The organism is Corynebacterium gottingense (genome assembly GCF_003693265.1).
Taxonomy (GTDB): Bacteria; Actinomycetota; Actinomycetes; order Mycobacteriales; family Mycobacteriaceae; genus Corynebacterium; species Corynebacterium gottingense.
Genome location: NZ_RDRE01000012.1, coordinates 17,006 through 36,780, shown reverse-complemented (window position 1 = coordinate 36,780; position 19,775 = coordinate 17,006). Strand labels below are relative to the sequence as shown.

14 protein-coding genes and 1 tRNA gene are annotated in these 19,775 nt (G+C 65.6%); 9 read left to right on the top strand and 6 right to left on the bottom strand.

All coding sequences use genetic code 11. The annotated features are described in order from the left end of the window. Genes EAW56_RS08345 through EAW56_RS08335 form a run of 3 tightly spaced genes read right to left on the bottom strand, consistent with a single transcriptional unit; the run spans nt 1 to nt 4,883 of the window. Nucleotides 1-1,539: a monovalent cation/H+ antiporter subunit D family protein gene (locus tag EAW56_RS08345; protein WP_122086089.1), complete on the bottom strand. Its 1,539-nt coding sequence runs from the start codon at nt 1,537-1,539 to the stop codon at nt 1-3. Next, nucleotides 1,539-1,967 carry a cation:proton antiporter subunit C gene (locus tag EAW56_RS08340; RefSeq protein ID WP_095275212.1) on the bottom strand — a complete coding sequence of 143 codons (429 nt, stop codon included), beginning with the start codon at nt 1,965-1,967 and terminating at the stop codon, nt 1,539-1,541. The genes EAW56_RS08345 and EAW56_RS08340 overlap by 1 nt, the downstream gene beginning before the upstream one ends. Before the next feature lie 3 nt (nt 1,968-1,970). Continuing rightward, nucleotides 1,971-4,883: a DUF4040 family protein gene (locus EAW56_RS08335; RefSeq protein WP_122086087.1), complete on the bottom strand. Its 2,913-nt coding sequence runs from the start codon at nt 4,881-4,883 to the stop codon at nt 1,971-1,973. Between the two features lie 253 nt (nt 4,884-5,136). Here EAW56_RS08335 and EAW56_RS08330 point away from each other — a divergent pair, with 253 nt between their 5' ends. Beyond that, the gene (locus EAW56_RS08330) at nt 5,137-6,528 is read left to right on the top strand and encodes a hypothetical protein (protein WP_095535925.1); all 1,392 of its coding nucleotides are present in this window, start codon (nt 5,137-5,139) and stop codon (nt 6,526-6,528) included. 421 nt (nt 6,529-6,949) lie between these two features. Here EAW56_RS08330 and EAW56_RS08325 read toward each other — a convergent pair. Both EAW56_RS08325 and EAW56_RS08320 read right to left on the bottom strand, forming a co-directional pair. Continuing rightward, nucleotides 6,950-7,023 (bottom strand) — tRNA-Pro (locus EAW56_RS08325). Nucleotides 7,024-7,102: 79 nt separating this feature from the next. Continuing rightward, on the bottom strand, nt 7,103-7,954 hold the full coding sequence (locus EAW56_RS08320; RefSeq protein ID WP_244213392.1) for a metallophosphoesterase: 852 nt from the start codon (nt 7,952-7,954) through the stop codon (nt 7,103-7,105). A gap of 112 nt (nt 7,955-8,066) precedes the next feature. On the opposite strand from EAW56_RS08320, the gene EAW56_RS08315 reads away from it, so the two are divergent. Continuing rightward, nucleotides 8,067-8,519: a GatB/YqeY domain-containing protein gene (locus EAW56_RS08315; RefSeq protein WP_095538153.1), complete on the top strand. Its 453-nt coding sequence runs from the start codon at nt 8,067-8,069 to the stop codon at nt 8,517-8,519. A 13-nt stretch (nt 8,520-8,532) separates the two neighbouring features. On the opposite strand, the gene EAW56_RS08310 is transcribed toward EAW56_RS08315, so the two are convergent. After that, nucleotides 8,533-11,010 carry a transglycosylase domain-containing protein gene (locus EAW56_RS08310; protein ID WP_122086086.1) on the bottom strand — a complete coding sequence of 826 codons (2,478 nt, stop codon included), beginning with the start codon at nt 11,008-11,010 and terminating at the stop codon, nt 8,533-8,535. Nucleotides 11,011-11,373: 363 nt separating this feature from the next. Here EAW56_RS08310 and EAW56_RS08305 point away from each other — a divergent pair, with 363 nt between their 5' ends. The 7 genes from EAW56_RS08305 to EAW56_RS08275 all read left to right on the top strand — a co-directional run bounded on the left by EAW56_RS08305 (nt 11,374) and on the right by EAW56_RS08275 (nt 19,767). Next, nucleotides 11,374-11,652, top strand: a complete 279-nt coding sequence (locus EAW56_RS08305; RefSeq protein WP_095275337.1) for a WhiB family transcriptional regulator — start codon at nt 11,374-11,376, stop codon at nt 11,650-11,652. Between the two features lie 342 nt (nt 11,653-11,994). Further along, nucleotides 11,995-12,093, top strand: coding sequence for a K(+)-transporting ATPase subunit F (gene kdpF / locus EAW56_RS08300; RefSeq protein ID WP_095275207.1), 99 nt, complete (start codon nt 11,995-11,997; stop codon nt 12,091-12,093). Continuing rightward, a complete protein-coding gene (kdpA, locus tag EAW56_RS08295) occupies nt 12,090-13,805 on the top strand; it encodes a potassium-transporting ATPase subunit KdpA (protein WP_122086084.1) in 1,716 nt (571 codons plus the stop codon). The genes kdpF and kdpA overlap by 4 nt, the downstream gene beginning before the upstream one ends. Then, on the top strand, nt 13,802-15,856 hold the full coding sequence (gene kdpB / locus EAW56_RS08290; protein WP_122086082.1) for a potassium-transporting ATPase subunit KdpB: 2,055 nt from the start codon (nt 13,802-13,804) through the stop codon (nt 15,854-15,856). The genes kdpA and kdpB overlap by 4 nt, the downstream gene beginning before the upstream one ends. A gap of 13 nt (nt 15,857-15,869) precedes the next feature. Continuing rightward, on the top strand, nt 15,870-16,421 hold the full coding sequence (locus tag EAW56_RS08285) for a potassium-transporting ATPase subunit C (protein WP_095535929.1): 552 nt from the start codon (nt 15,870-15,872) through the stop codon (nt 16,419-16,421). 12 nt (nt 16,422-16,433) lie between these two features. Then, complete coding sequence (locus EAW56_RS08280) at nt 16,434-19,058, top strand: ATP-binding protein (protein WP_095535930.1); 2,625 nt, start codon at nt 16,434-16,436, stop codon at nt 19,056-19,058. Further along, complete coding sequence (locus tag EAW56_RS08275; RefSeq protein WP_095535931.1) at nt 19,048-19,767, top strand: response regulator; 720 nt, start codon at nt 19,048-19,050, stop codon at nt 19,765-19,767. The genes EAW56_RS08280 and EAW56_RS08275 overlap by 11 nt, the downstream gene beginning before the upstream one ends. The last annotated feature ends 8 nt before the right edge of the window (nt 19,768-19,775 follow it).

The following is a 19,775-nucleotide window of genomic DNA, read 5'->3' as shown; positions in this document are numbered from 1 at the left end:
TTAGTGCTGGCCTCCCTGCAGCGAGTCGGGGTCGGGGATGCCGATCGGGTCGGTGCCCAGAACGGCGGTGGAGTAGGCGTCGACGTCCAGGAGGTCGTCGACAGCCGAGGTGGTGATGCCCCACAGCTGGCCCGCGCCGATGAACATCACCAGCGAGAGCACGATCAGCGCGAGCGACGGAAGCAGGAACTTCCAGCGCACGTTGAGCGCGTCCGGGTACTGCTGCATCGGGCGGCCCCAGAACACTTCCTTCCACACGCGCATCATGGACAGCAGCGCGCCGAAGGAGGCGATGATGATGGCGGCGATGACCACCCAGGTGCGCCAGTCGTGCGCGCTGGCGGCGGCCATCGTGATGGTCACCTTGCCAAACAGGCCCGAGAACGGCGGGAAGCCGACGATGGAGAAAGCGCCGGCCGCGAAGACGGTCGCGGTGAAGGGGTCGCGCCGGGCCAGGCCGGAGAGCTTGCCGATAGCGCCGGTGCCGTAGGTCTCCTCGATCGCGCCCGAGTTGAGCACGAGCGAGGCGACGGTGATCATGTGGTGCAGCGTGTAGATCAGGCCGGCGGCCAGCGCGTAGCGCGCGTCCGCACCCGCGCTGGTAAACGCCAGCATGATGAGGATGAACGGCATACCGTTGACCATCTGGTAGGCCAGCACGCGGCGGATCGTGTGTTCGCCCAGGCCCGCGAAGCCGCCGATGAGCATGGAGATCACCATGACCACGATGATCAGGGTGTTCCAGCGCGGGTCCATGTCAAAGATGACGACCCAGATGCGGAAGAGCATGTACACGGCCACCTTAGTGTGCAGCCCCGAGAAGAGGCCCATCACCGCAGCGCTTGACGACGGATACGTCCTGGGCAGCCACGTGTGGACCGGGAAGACACCCGCCTTGGCGGCGATGGCGATGACCACCAGGCCCATCGCCACGGTGACCGGGCCGTTGCCGGCCGCGGCGCCGCGTAGGGCGGCGATGTTCACCGCGCCCGCGACGCCGTAGAGGTAGCCAACGCCCATCACGAGCATCGTGGATGCGGCCAGGTTGACCAGCACGAAGGCGCGCGCGGAGAGCAGGCGGCTGCGCGTACCCGTCATGGCGATCAGGCCGTAGGAGGGCAGCAGCATGACCTCGATCATGACGAAGAAGTTGAACAGGTCAGCGGTGAGCAGTGCGCCGGAGACGCCGGTGACCAGCACGAGGGTGAGTGGCGTGTAGAACCGGGCCTGCGTCTCGCCCGCGGCGATGGCGAACCAGTTGGCGGTCAGCGCCACGATCATGGTGGTCACGATCATCACGGCCGAGAACTGGTCGGCGGCGAAGGAGATGCCCACGCCGCCTTGGTAGAGGCCGATGACGTGGGAGATCGTGCCGTGGGAGGCGGTGTAAGTGTAGAGCCACACGCCGAGTCCCAGGTTGATGGCTGGGATGAGGAGCGAGAGGGCGTCGTTAAGCGCCTTGCTCGGGCTCAGCGCGGTGACAGCCGCGACGATGAGGGGCAGGGCGACAAAGACGGGGAGGATCGCGTCGACTGACATCAGTTGTTTGCCTCCAGCTTCTTCGGGTTGAGGCGCGAGTTGCGGCCGGCGGTGGACAGGGCGGACGGGGAGAGCTGGTTCGGGTCGAACTGCTCGCCCTCGCGGGACTTGCCCACCGTCTTGGGCACGTCGAAGGTGTCATCGTTCTTGCCCAGCGACGCGAGCATGAGCATGATCGTCGTGGTGGCCATCGCGATGACGATGGCGGTGAGGACGAACGCCTGCGGCAACGGGTCAGAGAGGTCGTCGAACGCGGTGCGCGACGGGAACGCCTCGCCGCGCCAGGCGCCGACGCCCGTGGCCAGCAGGGTGAGGTTGGAGGCGTGGCCCAGCAGCGACATCCCGAAGACGACGCGGACCATGCCGCGCTGCATCACGAGGTAGACGGCGCCGGCCACGAGGACTGCGACAGAAAGTGCCATGACCATGGTTTATAGCTCCTTTGTCTGCATAGGCTTGGGGTTGTCGGCGGGGTTGAGCGGGGCCGGGTGTGCGTCCACCGCGTCCTCCGGCTCCTCCGGCGCTGGCACGTCCGGGAGCGGGTTTTCTGGCTCGTCTCGCGTGTAGTCCAGGTTGTCGCGCTCGGTGCCCGGGCGGAGGTAGCCGCCCAGCGCGTTGATGGCCTGGGTGACCATGCCGAGCACGGCGAGGTAGATGCCGAAGTCGAAGATCAGCGACGTCGTCATGTGCTCCCCGGCGATCTCGCCGTGGATGGCGTACATGAAGCCGCCCTCGAGGAAGCCGAGGAAGCCGGAGCTGATGGCGATGATGATGCCCCAGCCGGTCAGCGCGATCGGGGTGAACGGCTTGACCACCTCGGTGTCCGCGCCGCGCGACAGGTAGTTCAGGCCGAACGCCGTGGCCAGTACCAGGGCGGCGACGAAGCCGCCGCCGGGCGCGGTGTGGCCGCGGAAGAAGATGAGCACGGACAGGACGACGAGGATCGGCACGACCAGGGCCGCGCCCTTGCGCACGGGCAGCGAGTTGAACTGCGACTGGCCGAACGGGCGCGGGCGGGTGCCCGCCTCGAACATGTGGCGCGGCATGGACTGGGTCACCGCGGCGATCACCACGGCGGCCATGCCCAGCACGGAAAGCTCGCCGAGGGTATCAAAGCCACGGAACTCCACGATGATCACCGCGACGATGTTGTCCGCCCCGGTGGCCTCGCCGCCCTCGGTGAGGTACCAGAGTGCCAGGTCCGAGCGGTCGTGGCGGCCGAGCAGCCCGTAGACGCCGAAGAATGCGACCACGCCGGCGATGACCGCGAAGATGGCGGCGAAGAGCTTGCGCCGGTTGTTGGTCTGCGGGAACATGCGCGGCTGGTAGCGCAGCACCACCATGATGACGATGACGGTGAGCGACTCCACCAGGAACTGGGTGAGCGCCACGTCGGGCGCCCCCAGCATGAGCATCTGCAGCGACATGCCCACGCCCGCAGTGCCCAGCAGGACCGCGGACGCGAGACGGGAGCGGGTGAGTACCATGCCCACCACGGACAGGGCGATGATGGAGAACGGGATGAGGTCCCACCACACGTCGATGCCCTCGGCGCGCGGTGCGAGCGGCATGCCGTCGACGCCGTCGGTGCCCAGGAGCGTGGTCAGCCCCAGCAGGACCACCAGGATGAGGATGGGCAGCAGGTGGCGCGACGGGTTGAAGCCGTTGGCCATCTGCCCCAGGCTCCTGCCCACGGCGCCCAGTCCGGAGACGGTGGCGGCGAGGAGGTCGTTGCCGCTGGTGGGCAGCAGCTGCTTGTTCTCCACCGAGGCGAACATGCTGCGGCGGGCGAACGCGACGAGCGCGATGCCGATGACCAGCACGGCCATGGAGACGATGAACGGTGCGTTCACGCCGTGCCACAGCGCCAGGTGGGAGTGGTACTCGGTGTTGCCCGTGATCGTGTGGACCGCGGCGTTGAGCGGGCCGTCGACCCAACCGAGTAGGAAGGGCACGACGAGCGACATCGCGCCGGGCAGCGCGGCGGGCAGCCAGAGGCTGACGGGCGCTTCGTGGACACCGCTCATGTCCTTCGGGCCGTCGAAAAACGCCCCGAACACGATCTTGGCGGAGTAGATGAAGGTGAGCAGCGCGGCGAAACCGGCGATGAGCAGCAGCGCCATGCCGTACTCGGTGTCCTCGAACGCGGCGAGGATGGACTCCTTGGAGATGAAGCCGAACAGCGGCGGGATCGCGGCCATGGAGGCGGCCGCGCTGACGGTGGAGGCGAAGGTGAACGGCATCTTGTCCCACAGCTTGCCCAGGCGGCGCATGTCGCGCGAGCCCGCCTCGTGGTCCACCACGCCGATGAGCATGAACAGCGAGGACTTAAACAGCGCGTGCGCGAGCGTGTGCGTGAGCGCGGCGGCCAGCGCGATCGGGGTGCCCACGCCGATGGCGGCGACGATCCAGCCCAGGTGGGACACGGTCGAGTAGGCGGTCAGGTGCTTGAGGTCCGTCTTGGTGATGGCAAACAGCGCGCTCATGATCGCGGTGCCCAGGCCCACTACCAGCAGCAGCCAGTTCCACGCGGCGACGTCGGAAAAGATGGTGGAGAAGCGCAGCAGCAGGTAGATGCCGGCCTTCACCACGGCCGCGGCGTGCAGGAACGCGGAGACCGGCGTGGCCGCGGCCATCGCCTCCGGCAGCCAGAAGTGGAAGGGGAACTGCGCGGCCTTGGTAAAGCCGGACACCGCCACCAGGATGGCAACGGTGGTGGTCAGGCCCGGGTTCTCGCGCCACACATCGGACGCGAGCACCTCCGTCAGACGCGTGGTGCCAGTGCTTATCGACGCCACCGCCAACGCCGCCAGCAGCGTCAACCCGCCAAAGAACGTGAGCATCAGCGTGCGGTAGGACCCGGCCTCGCCGCCGGACCCGGAGCGCGCGATGAGCAGGAAGGAGGCGATGGACACCAGCTCCCAGCCGATGAAGAGCACCACCGTGTCATTGGCCAGCACGAGCAGCAGGACCGAAAGCGTAAACGCCGTCATGATGGTGTAGAAGCTCGTGTTGCCGTCCCGCTTTGGCAGGTAGGCGGCCGAGTACACCATCACGACCGTGCCGATGACCAGGGCGAGCAGCGCGAAGAAGATGCTCAACCCGTCGGCGCGCAGCGCAAACGATACGGCGCTGCCTTCCCCGAGGATGTCGCGGGCCCAAGTCACCTCCCACTCAAGGGGCTGCCCGTCGGCGACGCCCGGGAACTCTCGCCCAAGGACGACGGCGGCGGCCGCGAGGATCAGCGCGATCGGGTAACCGGCTTTGCGGTCCATCGCGCGCACGAGAATGGGTGACAGGATCACTGTCGCCGCAACTAATGCGAGCACGACAGGGAGTGTCATGGTGAACCCTCTCCAAAACATAGGTGGCCAATTCGTGTGCGCCTGCCACGGTGAGCCGATCCGGGCAGCGCACACGCGCACAGAGCCACCCAGCCGTGGCGACAACACCTGAAACGGTACCAGGCAGTTTTGATGAATCTGCAACAGCGCTGAATCCCACCTTATTAATGGTGCTGCTGCGCGTGGGCGTCGAAAAGCGCTTTTCGGTGCGCCGAACCCAGTCACGCCAGTAACTCGGGTTACATTGAGTTGCATGAAATGGCGATTCTGTTGTGCCGTCCTTGTCCTCATTGTCGGCGTGTTCCTGCCCCTCAGCCCCGCGAGTACGTGGACCCGCTCCGGCGATGAGGCCACGGGTGCCCCGGCTGTGGCGCCCGGGCAGGACGGGTTGGTGGAGGCTCGCAAGGCGGCCGGCGAGGCCAGCGCGCAGGCCGGCTTCCTTACGCAGGGCACCGGGCAGCTTGTCGACGGAGTGTCCCAACTCGACACCTCCTCGCAGGAATTGATCAACGCGATCGCCGCCGCCCAAACCGGCTCGCAGGAGCTGTCCAACGGCATGGTTCAGCTGCAGGCCGGCACCGGCCAACTGGCGGGCGGCGCCACCCAGGTCGCCGACGCCATCGGGGGAGTGGCCGACCAGGTCGCCGGCTTCGACGCGGTACGCGGACAGGTCGTGGCTACCATCGACCGCACCCTGGAGTCCACCAAGGACGCGAAGGACCCGGACGTGAAGGAGGCACGGACAGCGCTCGAGGGGCTGCGCGGCCAGGCGGAGACCGCCCAGCTGCCGCCCGAGATGCTGGGCCAGCTCGAGGAGTTGCGCAAGGGATCGCGCGACGTGGCCAACCAGCTCTCCGTGCCCGGGTACGCCTACCACGACGGCATCTACTCGGCCACCAACGGAGCCGCCGAGCTTGCCAACGGCCTGACCACGCTCAACGACCAAGCCTCCGGCGCCACCGACGGCGTGACGCAACTGCAGGAGGGCGCGGCCAAGATCGACGACATGGCCAACAAGACCTCTGATCAGATCGCCGCCGTCCGCAAGGCGATGCCGGCTGCGGCTGGTGCTGGCTCTAGTGCTGGTGCTGGTGCCTCCGAGGCTCCGGCGCCGCGGTCCACGCTCGCACCGGTCGCGGCGATGCTGATCGCGGCGCTGGTCATGCTCGGTGGCACCGCCACGGGCGCGGCCGCGCGCTTCGCCCCAGCCCGCCGCTGGTGGATCCTCGGGTTCGGCAGCCTGTTTGTCGCCGCGGCCGGCGGCGCCCTCGTCGCGGTCCTGGGCAGCGGGCTCACCGCCGCGACCGCCGGGCTGCTCGCGCTCGGCCTGGTCGTCGGTGTGGCCGCGAGCGCCGGGCTTACCGACGTGCTGAGCGCTGCCCTCGGTACCCGTGTCGGCCTGCCCATCGCGGGCGTCCTCGCCGTGGCGCAAGTCGGCCTGGTCGGCTGGCTGTGGAGGACCGCATCCACCGCACCGGTTGGCAAGGTCTGGGAGTACGCCGCCGGCGCAACCCCGATGCACTGGACGACGGCGAGCCTGTCTGCCGCCGGCAACGGGGGCTCTACCACTGCGCTCTGGGCCGGCATGTGCGCTGGTCTCGTCCTTGCTGTGGTGTCGTTCGCCGGCGCAAAGGGGCGCGGATAAGCAAAGGTGCATACCGTGTGTTACGCTTTGCTGGCTCATTCCAAGTAATAGGGGCTTGGAAATGAGTGGTCTCCTTTCGCCCCACTGGGGTGAAATGGGTTAGGGATGGGATGGACCCCGCCAGGACGCTTCGCGCGGCCGGCGGGGTCCTCTTTTTGCACGGCGAACGCTGGCGGTGGGGCTTGGCTGGACGGGGCTGTTGCCTGCCGGGGTGCGTGGGGCTTCTGGTGTTATTCGGCTAGATGACGAGGGCAGGGTGACGAGGATGCGAGTAAATGTCTGCGTGTTTGTCATCGTGTTCTCGTCAAACACGCCCCGGCCGAGCCCCAGCGGAGCCCAGGCCGGCCCCAGCCCCACACACCGCAACCCCGCCAACAAGGCAAAGCAAAACCCCGCCCTGCTGGGCGGGGTTTCAGTACCGTCGGGATAACAGGATTTGAACCTGCGACCTCCTCGTCCCGAACGAGGCGCGCTACCAAGCTGCGCCATATCCCGGTTGTAACTGCTCTGCTGAGCGGTACCTGGGATACTTTAGCCCAGCGTCGCCGTTTGGCCAAAACGGCAGGTCAAGTGCCTACTCGGCTCGTTCGGTGATGTGCAGCAGCGCCGCCGACGGCGGGCAGAACAGCCGCACCGGCGCGTACTTGGAGGTGCCGAGCCCGTTGGAGACCTCCATCCACATCTTCCCGTAGCGGTGCAGGCCGGAGGCGCGCTCGCGGTCGATGTCCGCATTCGTGACGATGGCGCGCTCGCCCGGCAAACAGATCTGCCCGCCGTGCGTGTGTCCGGCAAGCGCGAGGTCGTAGCCGTCTGTTTCGAATTGGTCGAGGACGCGTCGATAAGGCGCGTGCAACAGGCCGATCGACAGGTCCGCGTCCGCATTGGGTGCTCCCGCGATCTCCTCGTAACGGTCCAGGTCGTGGTGCGGGTCGTCCACACCGGCGAGCGCGAGTCGGACGTCGCCGACCTTGAACTCGAGGCGGTGGTGGGTGGCGTCGCGCCAGCCGCGCTCGATGAACGCGGCGCGCATCCCCTCCCACGGCAGGTCCACGTACGACGGCTCGCGCTTCTGGTCCAGCAGGTACTTGAACGGGTTGACGGGCTTCGGCGCCCAGTAGTCGTTGGTGCCAAAGACGAACGCACCGGGGCGGTTGAGCAGCGGCCCGAGCGCGTCGAGGACCCACGGCACGCCGCGCAGGTCCGAGAGGTTGTCGCCGGTGTTGATTACCAGGTCGGGCTCGAGCGCGTCGAGGGAGGAGACGAACTCCACTTTGCGCTTCGCCCCCGGGATCATGTGCAGGTCCGCGATGTGAAGGACGTCGAAGGAGTCCTTCCCGCGCAGCGTGCCGGGCGCGAGCAGCGGCAGCTCGTATTCCTTGAGCTGGAAGTTGGAGGTCTGGCTCGCGCCGTACGCCAGCGCGCCCATGCCGACTGCGCCGAGGCCGCCGATGGTCGTTGCGATAGTTTTCAGCTTGCTCACCCGCCCAACCTTAGTGTGCCCCCGCCGTCGTGGGGGTGCGTCGCGTATCGTTTGCCCTATGAGTGCATTGAAAGATCAGATCCGCGCAGACCTCAAGGAAGCCATGAAGGCGAAGGAGAAGGAGCGCACCGGCACGATCCGCATGCTGCTGGCCTCCATCCAGGCCGCGGAGACCGAGGGGTCTAAACACGAGGTCACCGACGAGGACATCCAGAAGATCATTGCCCGCGAGGTGAAGAAGCGCCGCGAGTCGGCGGAGATCTACTCGCAGAACGGCCGCGAGGATCTCGCGGAGTCCGAGCTCGCCGAGGCGGAGATTCTGCAGGGCTACCAGCCGAAGCAGCTGGATGATGCGGAGCTCAAGGAGCTTGTCGACGCCGCCGTGTCCGCCACCGGCGCCACCTCCATGGCCCAGATGGGCCAGGTGATGAAGGAGGCGACCGCCAAGGCCGCTGGCCGCGCCGACGGCAAGCGCATCTCCGAGGCAGTCAAGGCGCGCCTTTCCCAGTAAGCGCTGACCGCGCCTACTGCTGGCCGTTGCCGCCGAGGATGTTGTTGATGTTGTCGGCGGCGTCGCCAAGCTGGCGGCCAATATCATCCAGGTTGACCGGTGCCTCCGGCGCCTGGGGCGCCGCCGGGCCCGACGGTGCGGGGGCGGAGGGGGCGGCCGGCGACGGGTTCGCCGGGGCCGCTGCGTCCGCACCGCCTGCACCTCCGGCGCCTGGGGCGCCGCCGGAGCCGCCCGAGCCATCAGAAGCGTTGATGGTGACCAAGCTGCCGGGGGCAAGGTTCGGATCCGCGGGGACGGCGGAGACGACGCTGTTGAACGGCGCGCCGCCGCCGGCGACCATGTTGACTGTCACCGTGTAGCCCAGGCCCTGGAGCCGGGCGCGCGCGGTGTTCGCGTCCAAGCCGACGACCTCGTCGATCGGCCCGCGCCTCGTGCCCTTGTCAAAGGCGCCGCTGGCGGCCGGGATGCCGGCCGCTGCCGCGCCGGGCACGCCGTAGGCGGTTTGGAACCAGGTGCGGGCGGCCTCGTTGCCGCCGTACAGGTCGCCGTAGGAGCACTGGCGGACTGGGCCGGTGCACAGCGGGGTGGTCTGGGTGCCGTCATTGAAGATGTAGGTCGCCGCCGCCATCCCGCGGGTGAACCCGAGGAACGCGGAGGACTGGTGGGACTCGGTCGTGCCGGTCTTGGCGGCGACCGGGGCGTTCCACCCGGCCGCGGCGGCGGCGTCCTTCGCGGTGCCGTTCACGGCGTCGCCCGACATGCCCTGCGCCAGCGCATTCGCGATGTCGGGTTCGATCGCCTGCTCGCAGGCGGGGCGGTCGATGAAGACCTCCTGGCCGTGCTTGTCGCGCACGGACCTGATCGGGTTTGGCTCGCACCAGCGGCCGTTGGAGGCCAGCGACGCGCCCACGTTGGACAGCTCCAGCGCGTTCACGGCGGTGGGGCCGAGGACGAAGGCGCCCATGTTCTCGTCCTTGGCGGCCTGGGCGACGGAGCGGTCGTCGCCAAACGAGCCCTCGTCCAGGTAGGAGCGGAGCCCCAGGCGCACGGCGATGTCCACGGTGCGCGCCACACCGACCTGCTGCACGAGCTGGATGAAGGTGGTGTTGGGGGACTGCGCGAGGGCGTCGCGAAGCGAAAGGCGCGGCTTGTACGTGCCCGCGTTCTCCACGCAGTACGCGTCGGGCGGGCAGTTGGCGGCGCCGCCCTTGCCCATGCCGTAGACAACGGCGCGGGTGGGCGTCTCCAACATGGTGTCCAGACCGTAGCCCTGCTCCAGCGCGGCAGCGGCGGTGAAGATCTTGAACACGGAGCCGGCGCCGTTGCCCACCAGGGAGGTCGGCTGCGGCATGATGGTCTGGCTCTGCTCCAGGTCCAGGCCGTAGTAGCGCGACGATGCCATGGCCAGGATGTCACGGGAATCCGCGCCCGGCTTGATCACGTTGACCACCTCGGCCACGCCGTTGGTGTACGGGCTGACGTTGTTGCGCGCCGCCTGCACCGTGGACTCCTGCACCTGAGGGTCCAGGGTAGTGGTGATGGTGTAGGAACCGCGCTCAAGCTCCTCCAGGGGCAGGCCCTTGTCGGCGAGGTAGCGCAGCGCGTAGTCACACATGAAGCCGCTGTCGCCCGCGGTGAGGCAGCCCTGGGGGAGGGTGCGCGGCGTATCCACGATGCCCAGCGGCTTGCCCGCCAGCACGTCGGCCTCGTGCTGGTCCAGGAAGCCCTGCGCGGCCATGTTGTTCAGCACCACGTTGCGGCGCTCGGTCGCCCCGTCTGGGTTGGTGTAGGGGTTGAGGTATTCCACGGACTGGAGCAGGCCGATGAGCAGCGCGGCCTGGTCCGGGGTGAGTTCCTTCGCCGAGGTGTCGAAGTAGGTGCGCGCGGCGGCCTCGATGCCAAACGCGTGGTTACCAAAGGAGACGAGGTTGAGGTAGCGCGTGAGGATCTCGTCCTTGCTCAGCGTCTTGTCTAGGTCCGAGGCCATGCGCATCTCGCGCAGTTTGCGGGGGATCGACTGCTCAGTCGCGGCCTGCGCTTCCTCGTCGTCCTTTGCGTCCACGAGCCAGAGGTAGTTCTTCACGTACTGCTGGTTAATCGTGGAGGCGCCCTGCTCCACGCCGCCGGCAAGCACGTTGGTGACCATCGCGCGGGCAAAGCCCTGCATGTCGACGCCCTCGTGCTGGTAGAAGCGGCGATCCTCGGTAGAGACCAGGGCGTCCTTTGCATACTGCGAGATCTTCTCGCTGGGCACCTCGTAGCGGCGCTGGTTGTAGATCCATGCCATGGGTGTGCCGTTGACGTCCGTCACCGTGGTCACGCCGGGCACCTCGCCGCCCGACATGTCGGAGAGGTTTGACTGCATCGTCTCGTCGGTGCGGGCAATAGCCATGCCGCCGATGCCCGCGACGGGGGCCAGGCAGAGCGCGATTGCGACGCCGGCGGCGAGGAGCGCGGCGAGAATTTTTCCTAAGGAACTCAGTGCAGACACGCCTTTACCTTAAATGATCGGCGTGCCGCGGGTGAATACATATCTCCCCCCAAAAATGTGACCCATTCGACAGGGGTGGGGGTATGTGAATACACTTACAGGTGCAAAATGCATACAGCATTCCTGAAGCTTATTTGCCAGGTTGCGGGGCCGCGATTGGGAACCTGCAGCAAGGTAACGGTAGGCCGATGTGGGTGCCGCACAGGCTTGACGTAGTATAAATTGCGTCAAGGTGTGAATTATGCACGAACGCCCTCCCGAAAGGAGCCCGCCATGACCACAACACTCGGACGCAACGAACTGCACGCCGGACTGCGCGCAGCCTCTACCACCGCGCGAAAGTGTGACGCAGACGGCAACCTCATGTTTGATCGCGGGGAATGGGTGACCAGGGCGCATTGCCGCAACGGCGATCCGGACGCGCTCTTCGTTCGCGGCGCTGAACAGCGCAAGGCTGCGGCCATCTGCCGCCGCTGCCCGGTGCAGATGGAATGCTGCGCGGATGCGCTGGACAACAAGGTGGAGTTCGGCGTCTGGGGCGGCCTTACCGAGCGCCAGCGTCGCGCCGTGCTGCGCAAGAACCCCGATGTGACCGACTGGGCCGAGTACCTGTCCTCCGGAAAGGAAATCGAAGGGCTCTAACGCACGTACGTCTTGCGGCCCCGCTCAACTTTCTGAGCGGGGCCGCACTCTTTTCACGGCTTCTCCCGACGGGTGGAAGTGGGCGCGTAAAGAAAACGTAAAAGTTTGGCAGGTGGGGTGTAAATATCGCGCAAAGAACATGCGGAAGCGACGCTGACTAGCCATAACGTGAGTTGTGGCAGGTGCAATCGCACCGGCGCCTGATTCGCAGCACGTATCGGGCAATCGCTTCAACACATGTTCACATGGAGGACTCTTCCTGATGCTGGACCTTTTCGTCATTGTGGTCGTGTTCCTTACGCTCGGCTGCCCCTCCCTGGTTAATGAGATCAGGAGAGGAAAATGATGAGTACCGTAACCGCGACAGTCGGGCTCATCGTTGTCGCACTCCTCGTGGTCTACCTTGTCATTTCGCTCATTGATCCGGAGCGATTCGCATGATGCACGCAATAGCGGCGGTACTGCCGCAATTCCTCGTCCTTATAGCGCTGCTGGTGCTCGCGTACGTTCCCCTGGGCAGTTGGATGGCGCGCAGCTACACATCCGAGCGGGATTGGGCGGTAGAGCGCGGTATTTACGCAATCCTGCGCGTCGACCCCAGCCGGGGGCACAGCAGTAAAAACTATGCGCGTGCACTCCTCGGATTCAGCCTCGCTTCCGTGCTCGCGCTCTACTTAGTCCAGCGGTTGCAAACGGTGCTGCCGAGTTTCGGCAACGCTCGCGACACGGCGGTCGAGCCGTGGATGGCCTTCAACACCGCAGCGTCGTTTGTGTCAAACACGAACTGGCAGTCCTACTCCGGCGAAGACACGCTGACCAACGCAACGCAGATGCTTGGCCTGACGGTACAGAACTTCGCCTCCGCAGCCGTTGGCATGTCTGTGGCTGCCGCGCTCATCCGCGGCATTGGCCACCTCGGGTATAGCCGCGACACGGTGGCTGAGCAGTCCGGCCAGCAGCTGATCGGAAACTTCTGGGTGGATTTAACGCGCAGCCTTGTCCGCATCCTGCTGCCGCTATCACTGGTCATTTCCACTGTGCTCATCCTGGGCGGCACGATGCAAACCTTCGGGTCCAATCTGGTGAGCGCGTCCGGCGTCGATATTTCGCGTGCGCCGGTGGCAAGCCAGGAAGCAATCAAGCTTCTCGGCACTAACGGCGGCGGTATCTTTGGTGCGAACTCTGCGCACCCGTTTGAAAACCCCACGGGCTTTACCAACATGGTGGAGATCTTCGCACTGCTCGTGATCTCCTTCAGCTTCATCCGCGCCTACGGTGTCATGCTCAAATCCCACAAGCACGCCTATACCCTCCTTGGGGTGGCCGGTGGTCTGTGGGCAGTGATGGTCATGCTGGTGGCGTGGGCGCAGCACACCGTGGTGGGAGGTGCCGCCACTGCGGCCGGAAGCAACATGGAGGGCATTGAGCAGCGTCTCGGCATCGATGCGTCCGCGCTCTTTGCGGTCTCGACGACAGGGACGTCCACGGGTGCAGTCGACTCGATGCATGACAGTTACTCGCCGCACGGCGGCGGCCTGCTCATCCTCAACATGCTGTTGGGAGAAATCGCGCCGGGTGGCGTCGGTACCGGTCTATACGGCCTGGTGATTGTCGCTGTGCTCGCAGTGTTCATCGGCGGGCTACTGGTCGGTCGCACTCCAGAGTTCATGGGCAACAAGATTGGCCGCCAGGAGATTTCCGCGGTGAGCTTGTACATCCTGACGATGCCGGTACTGGTGCTGGTCGGCGTCGGTGCGTCGGTTGCGCAGCGTGCGCTGGTTGAAGCGTCCGCGACGAACTTTGGCGCGCCGGGCACGCCTGACAACGCCCACGCGCTCTCTGAAGTGCTGTACGCCTTCACCTCGGCGGCAAACAACAACGGCTCCGCCTTCGCAGGGCTGACGGTGACCGAACCGTGGTGGCAGATCTCGCTTGGCGTGGTCATGCTGCTTGGCCGGTTCTTGCCCATCGTGTTCGCGCTGTCGCTGGCCGGCAGCCTTGCGGGGCAGCGTGCCCAAGCAACCACCGCGGGGAGCTTGCCCACGGCTGGCATCACCTTCGCCTTGCTCACGGTTGGCGTCATCGTGCTGGTCGCAGCGCTGACGTTCTTCCCCGTTCTTACCCTGGGTCCCATTTCGGAGGCACTCTCATGACTACCCAAACTTTGACACCCAAAAAGAAGCAGCGCAACGACAACAGCAGTCTCGTGGGCCCGGCGCTGCAGGCGCTGCCCCGGAAGATGTCGCCGCTGGAGCAGTCCCGGAACCCTGTGATGTTCGTCGTCTGGGTCGGCGCTGCGCTGACCACGATGTGGTCCATCGCTGCGCCGAGTGTCTACGGCTGGGTGATCACGATTTGGCTGTGGTTTACCATCGCGTTCGCGGCGTTTGCGGAAGCCTACGCTGAGGGGCGCGGCAAGGCCCAGGCTGACAGTTTGCGCTCGGTGCGTGACGACGCCACCGCGAACCTCGTGACCGACAACGGCATCGAAGTCGTCCCGGCGTCGGAGCTAACAAGAGGCGCGATTGTCCGGGTTGAAGCGGGGGAGACCATCCCCGGCGACGGTGATGTGATCGAGGGCGCGGCCACTGTCGATGAATCTGCGATCACTGGTGAGTCTGCCCCGGTTGTGCGCGAGGCGGGCGGCGATCGCTGTGCAGTGACGGGCGGCACCGTCGTGTTGTCCGACTCCATCGTTGTCACGATCACCTCCGAGCCCGGCTCGACCTTCGTGGATACCATGATCGCGCTGGTGGAGGGGGCTGAGCGCAGGAAAACACCCAACGAGATCGCGTTGAGCATCCTGTTGTCTACGCTGACGATCCTTTTCCTCATCGCCGTCACCGCCCTTGCCCCAATGGGTGTTTTTACTGGCGCTGAACTGTCCCCACTCTCACTGATCGCGCTGCTGGTGTGCCTGATCCCCACGACGATTGCGGCACTGCTTTCTGCGGTGGGCATCGCAGGGATGAACCGCCTGGTTCGCCACAACGTGCTCGCCACCTCGGGCCGCGCGGTGGAAGCCGCCGGTGACGTGGCGACCCTGCTGCTAGATAAGACGGGCACCATCACCTACGGAAACCGTCAGGCAACGGACCTGATCGTGGCGCAAGGCGTCGATGAACTCGAGGCAGCGAACGTCGCGCGCGTGGCTTCGGTCGCAGATGAAACGCCCGAGGGGCGCTCGATTGTCGCATGGCTGACCGAGCACTACGACCTGCCCTCCGGGGCAGGCGAGGAAGAACGCACCGCCGAGGTCATCCCGTTCAGTGCTTCGACTCGCATGTCCGGCCTGGACCTTGCCGGGCGCAAACTGCGCAAGGGCGCAGGAGACGCGGTGCGCCGCTGGGTCACCGAGGCCGGTGGCCAGTGGCCGCAAGAGATTGAGGCGGCAATCACCCAGATCGCGCAGGAAGGCGGGACCCCGCTGCCTGTTGCCGTGGAAGAGGCGGACGAGACTCGGCGGGTGCTGGCAGTGGTGCGCTTGAGCGACGTCGTGAAGCCGGGCATGGCGGAGCGCTTCGCGGAACTGCGCGCAATGGGCATTAAAACGGTGATGGTCACCGGCGATAACCCGCTCACGGCTGCCGCGATCGCACAAGAGGCCGGCGTGGACGACTACATTGCCGAGGCTACCCCAGAGGATAAACTCGCCCGCATTCGGGAAGAGCAGGCACAAGGGCGCATGGTCGCGATGACCGGCGATGGCACGAACGACGCACCGGCGCTCGCGCAGGCCGATGTCGGCGTGGCGATGAATACTGGCACCTCCGCGGCCAAGGAGGCCGCGAACATGGTCGATCTGGATTCGGACCCGACAAAGCTCATCGACGTCGTGCGTATCGGCAAGCAGCTGCTTATCACCCGCGGCGCGCTGACCACCTTCTCTCTGGCCAACGACCTGGCGAAGTACTTCGCCATTCTGCCTGCGTTGTTCTCCGCGCAGCTGCCGCACCTCGAACAGCTCAACGTGATGCACCTGCATTCACCGCAGTCGGCCATCGTTTCTGCAGTGGTGTTTAACGCGCTGATTATCGTCGCGCTGATCCCGCTCGCCTTGAAGGGTGTGTCGTACACCCCCGCTTCAGCGTCCTCGTTACTTCGCCGCAACCTCGGAATCTGGGGGCTGGGCGGCGTGCTCACACCATTCATCGGGATCTGGCTCATTGACCAGGTCGTCGCACTCCTCCCGGGATTGCAGTAGGAAAGGAATAGTCATGCGTATCTATATGCGTAACCTCATCGCCGGTTTTGTGGCAGTACTGCTGTGTACCTTCGCCCTCGGTTTGGCGTACCCGGCGGCGGTGTGGGGAATTTCCCGCATCAAGGTGGATTCGGCGGAGGGGAGCCTGCTCTACCAGGGTGAATGTCTGGCGGGCTCAGCCAAAATTCAAGATGGCGTGAGCGAAGGCCCGTACTTCTTCCCTCGCGCCGAGGGCATGAGCAACTACGGTGCGAGTAGTGCGGTGCTGCAGGAGGAGATAGGCAAGCGTCGGCAAGCAATTGCTCAGCGGGAAGGGGTCGCGGAGGGCGAGGTACCGAGCGACGCGGTGACCGGCTCTGGTTCCGGCGTCGACCCTGGGATCAGCCCCGCGTACGCCGCACTCCAAGCACCTCGAGTCGCGCGGGAGCAGGGTATGAGTGTCGCGGAGATCGAGGAGCTGATTGCCACCCACACTGACCTCGCTAGCCTGGGGATTCTTGGCCAGGACGCTGTCAATGTGACCACGCTGAACATGGCGTTGCCCACGCCACCGCCCTGCGCATAAGAGAATTGACTTATGTCCACGCACTCCACACCCCAGACTCCTAAGCGGGGTCGGCTCAAAATCTATCTTGGCGCTGCGCCCGGCTCGGGCAAGACCTGCGCAATGCTGAGTGAGGCGCACACACTGCTGCGGGGTGGCACTGATGTAGTCGTCGGCATTGTTGAAGATCACGGCCGTGCCTACACGAAGTCGCTGTGCGAGGGCCTCGAGGTCATTCCGCGGCGGCACGTTGGCGCGATCGCCGCCGGTGAGTTGGATACCGAGGCAGTGCTTAGGAGGCGACCGAGCATCGTGCTTATCGACGAGTTCGCGCACTCCAATCCTCGCGGCGAAACGCACGCGAAGCGCTGGGAGGATGTAGAGGAGATCTTGGATGCGGGAATCGACGTGATTTCCACCTTGAACATCCAGCACGTAGAAAGCCTCAACGACGTCATCACGCAGATCACAGGCATCGCGCCGCAGGAAACGGTGCCCGATGAGGTGGTTCGTGCCGCCGACGAGATCGAGCTGATTGACGTCTCCCCGCAACTGTTGCGCACGCGCTTGAGCGACGGCCAGGTCTACCACGAGGCGCGCATCGCACCGGCGCTAAATAACTACTTTCGCGTCGGTAACCTCACCGCGCTCCGCGAGCTCGCCCTGCTTTGGCTGGCAGATCAGGTCGACGAAGCCCTGGCGGCCTACCGTGCCGAGCAGGAGATCACGGAGACGTGGGAGGCGCGGGAGCGGGTTGTCGTGGCTGTGCAGAATGTTGCGCACGCCGAGCTGCTCATCCGGCGCGGGCGTCGCATTGCCACGAAGTCTTCCGCGGAGCTACACGTGGTGCACGTGGTCTTTGGGGACTCTTTCGCATCCGGTACCTCGTCCGTAGCGGGGTCGGCGCAGCAACTGGCAAAGCTGCAAACGCTGGCCCAGGACGTCGGCGCGCGATTGCACCAGGTCACCGGCGACTCGGTGCCAGAAGCCTTGCTGAATTTTGCACGGAGTGTCAATGCAACGCAGCTGGTGCTGGGGGTCTCCTCCAGGGGACGGTTTGAGCTGCACGGCCCCAGCTCTGTGGTGGATGCGGTGGTGCGCCAGTCCGGCAAGATTGACTGCCACATTGTGAACCTGCCTCCCAAACGAACGCGCAGGGTCACTCAGCTCTTTCGCCCACTGCGCTCGGTTCCGCGCCGCGCGGTGTCGTTGGTGGTGGCGGCTCTTGCCTTCGTCGCGTTGACCGCGCTTCTTGTCGCGGCAGATGGCCAGGCGTTGGGCACCGGCACCTGCGCCGCGTTCTATTTTGCACTCATCCTCCTGGTCAGCCTCGCTGCAGACTTGCTCTCCGCAGTGCTGGTGGCGGTGGCGTCGGGACTGGCGGTGAACTGGTACTTCACCCCTCCCATACATACTTTTGACATTGCTGATCCGGCGAACGCGGTGATCGCCGCTGTCATGGTTGCCACCGCGTTGGCCGTGGGGATCTTGGTTCGGAGGACCAAGGGGGAGCGCCACAATGCGCTCGTAGCTGCCCGCGACGCGGAGCTCCTCACCGTCTTCTCCCGCGCAGTGCTCAACCGCAACGCCGACGTGGCACCAATCGACGCGGTGATGCGGAAAGTCGGCGAAGCGTTTGGATGCCACCGCGCCGAACTTGTTGACGCCTCAGGCGACAGCCTCGCTGTGTGGTACTCCTCGTCTGCGGCACGGGGATCTCAGAGCACTGGCAGCGGGGAGCGAAAACACACTCGTCTCCCTATTCCGCGTTCGGCCCCGGGTAAAAACATCGAGACGGTCGTTTACAGTGAGGACCAGACTGTCGAGCTGGCTCTGGAAGGCCCGGCGTTGTCGGCGCGCGACCGGACCCTAGTCGCAGTCGTCGCTGGGTATCTCGCGGGTGTGGTGCGCGAGGAACAGCTGAGCCAGGAGGCGGCGCGCGTGAACGCGGTGGCGGCGGCAGATGAGCTGCGCCGCGCGCTGTTGTCGAGCGTGAGCCACGATCTACGCACCCCACTGGCTACGGCGAAGCTCGCGGTCTCTTCGCTGCGTAACTCGGAGGTGGAATTCAGCCCGGAGGATAGGGAGGAGCTGTTGGCGGAAACCGCTGCGAGTATTGACCAGCTCACGCTTCTGGTGACGAACCTGTTGGACCACTCGCGTCTGAGTGCCGGTGCGGTGACGGCTCGTCGTGAAGCGGTGGAGCTCTACGAGGTGGCGCACCGCGCGATTGCTTCTTGCGCGTTTGGACATTCGCGCGCGCAGACGCAGCGCTTTGTGCTCGATGAAAGCTTGCGGGGCATGACCTGCTGCGCCGATGCCGCCCTGCTCGAGCGGGTGCTGGCGAACCTGTTCGATAACGCGCTGCGCTACGCGCCAACGGGGGAGATTCTCCTGAGCGCGGCAGTTGTGGACGATCGAGTAGAGCTGACTTTGTCGGACGAGGGGCCGGGGATTCCGCCCGAGAAACAAAAGGACATGTTCGTGGCGTTCCAGCGTCTCGGCGATACCAACAACGACAGTGGCGTAGGTCTTGGTTTGTCAGTAGTTCGCGGGTTTGTCGAGGCAATGCGCGGTACGATCACCGTCGAAGCCACCCCGGGGGCAACGTTTACCCTAAGTTTCCCGCGGCGGGAAGGAGAAAGCGATGACGAATAGGAAAGTGCGTATTGCGATCGTGGACGATGACCCGCGTCTGCTCAACGCGCTGCGGATCAACTTTAAAGCGCGCGGCTACGAGGTCTTTGTCGCGGGCACTGGCGCAAAGGGGCTGCAGGTCGTCTCGCGCAACGAGCCCGACGTGGTCATCTTGGATATGGGCTTGCCCGACATGGACGGCTCCGTGGTGCTGGACGGGATCCGCGGCTGGTCCGCGGTACCCGTGGTGATCCTGACGGCCCGCGCTGATCCCTTCTTAAGCGCCGCGGCGCTGGACCAAGGTGCCGATGATTACGTGACCAAGCCCTTTTCCATGGAAGAGTTGCTTGCCCGTGTCCGCGTCGCGTTGCGGCACGGTGCGCCGCAGCAGTCCCCGGTGCACCAGAACACCGGGGTCATTCGCGCGGGGGATCTGCGCATTGATATTCCGCAGCACAGCGTGACCAAAGCCGGTGAGGTCCTCCACCTGACCCCGACGGAGTGGGGTGTGCTCACCACGCTGCTCCGCGCCCACGGCGGACTCGTGCGCAAGGAGGATTTGCTAGAGGAGATCTGGGGTCCGGGTTTTGAAGGGCAGGGTCACTACCTGCGTGTGTATGCCTCCCAGCTGCGGCGCAAGCTGGAAGATGACCCGACGAACCCGCAGTTTCTCCTCACTGAGCCGGGGCTGGGGTACCGCTTCGTCGTGCCTGAGCCGACACGAGAATAGAAGCCCCG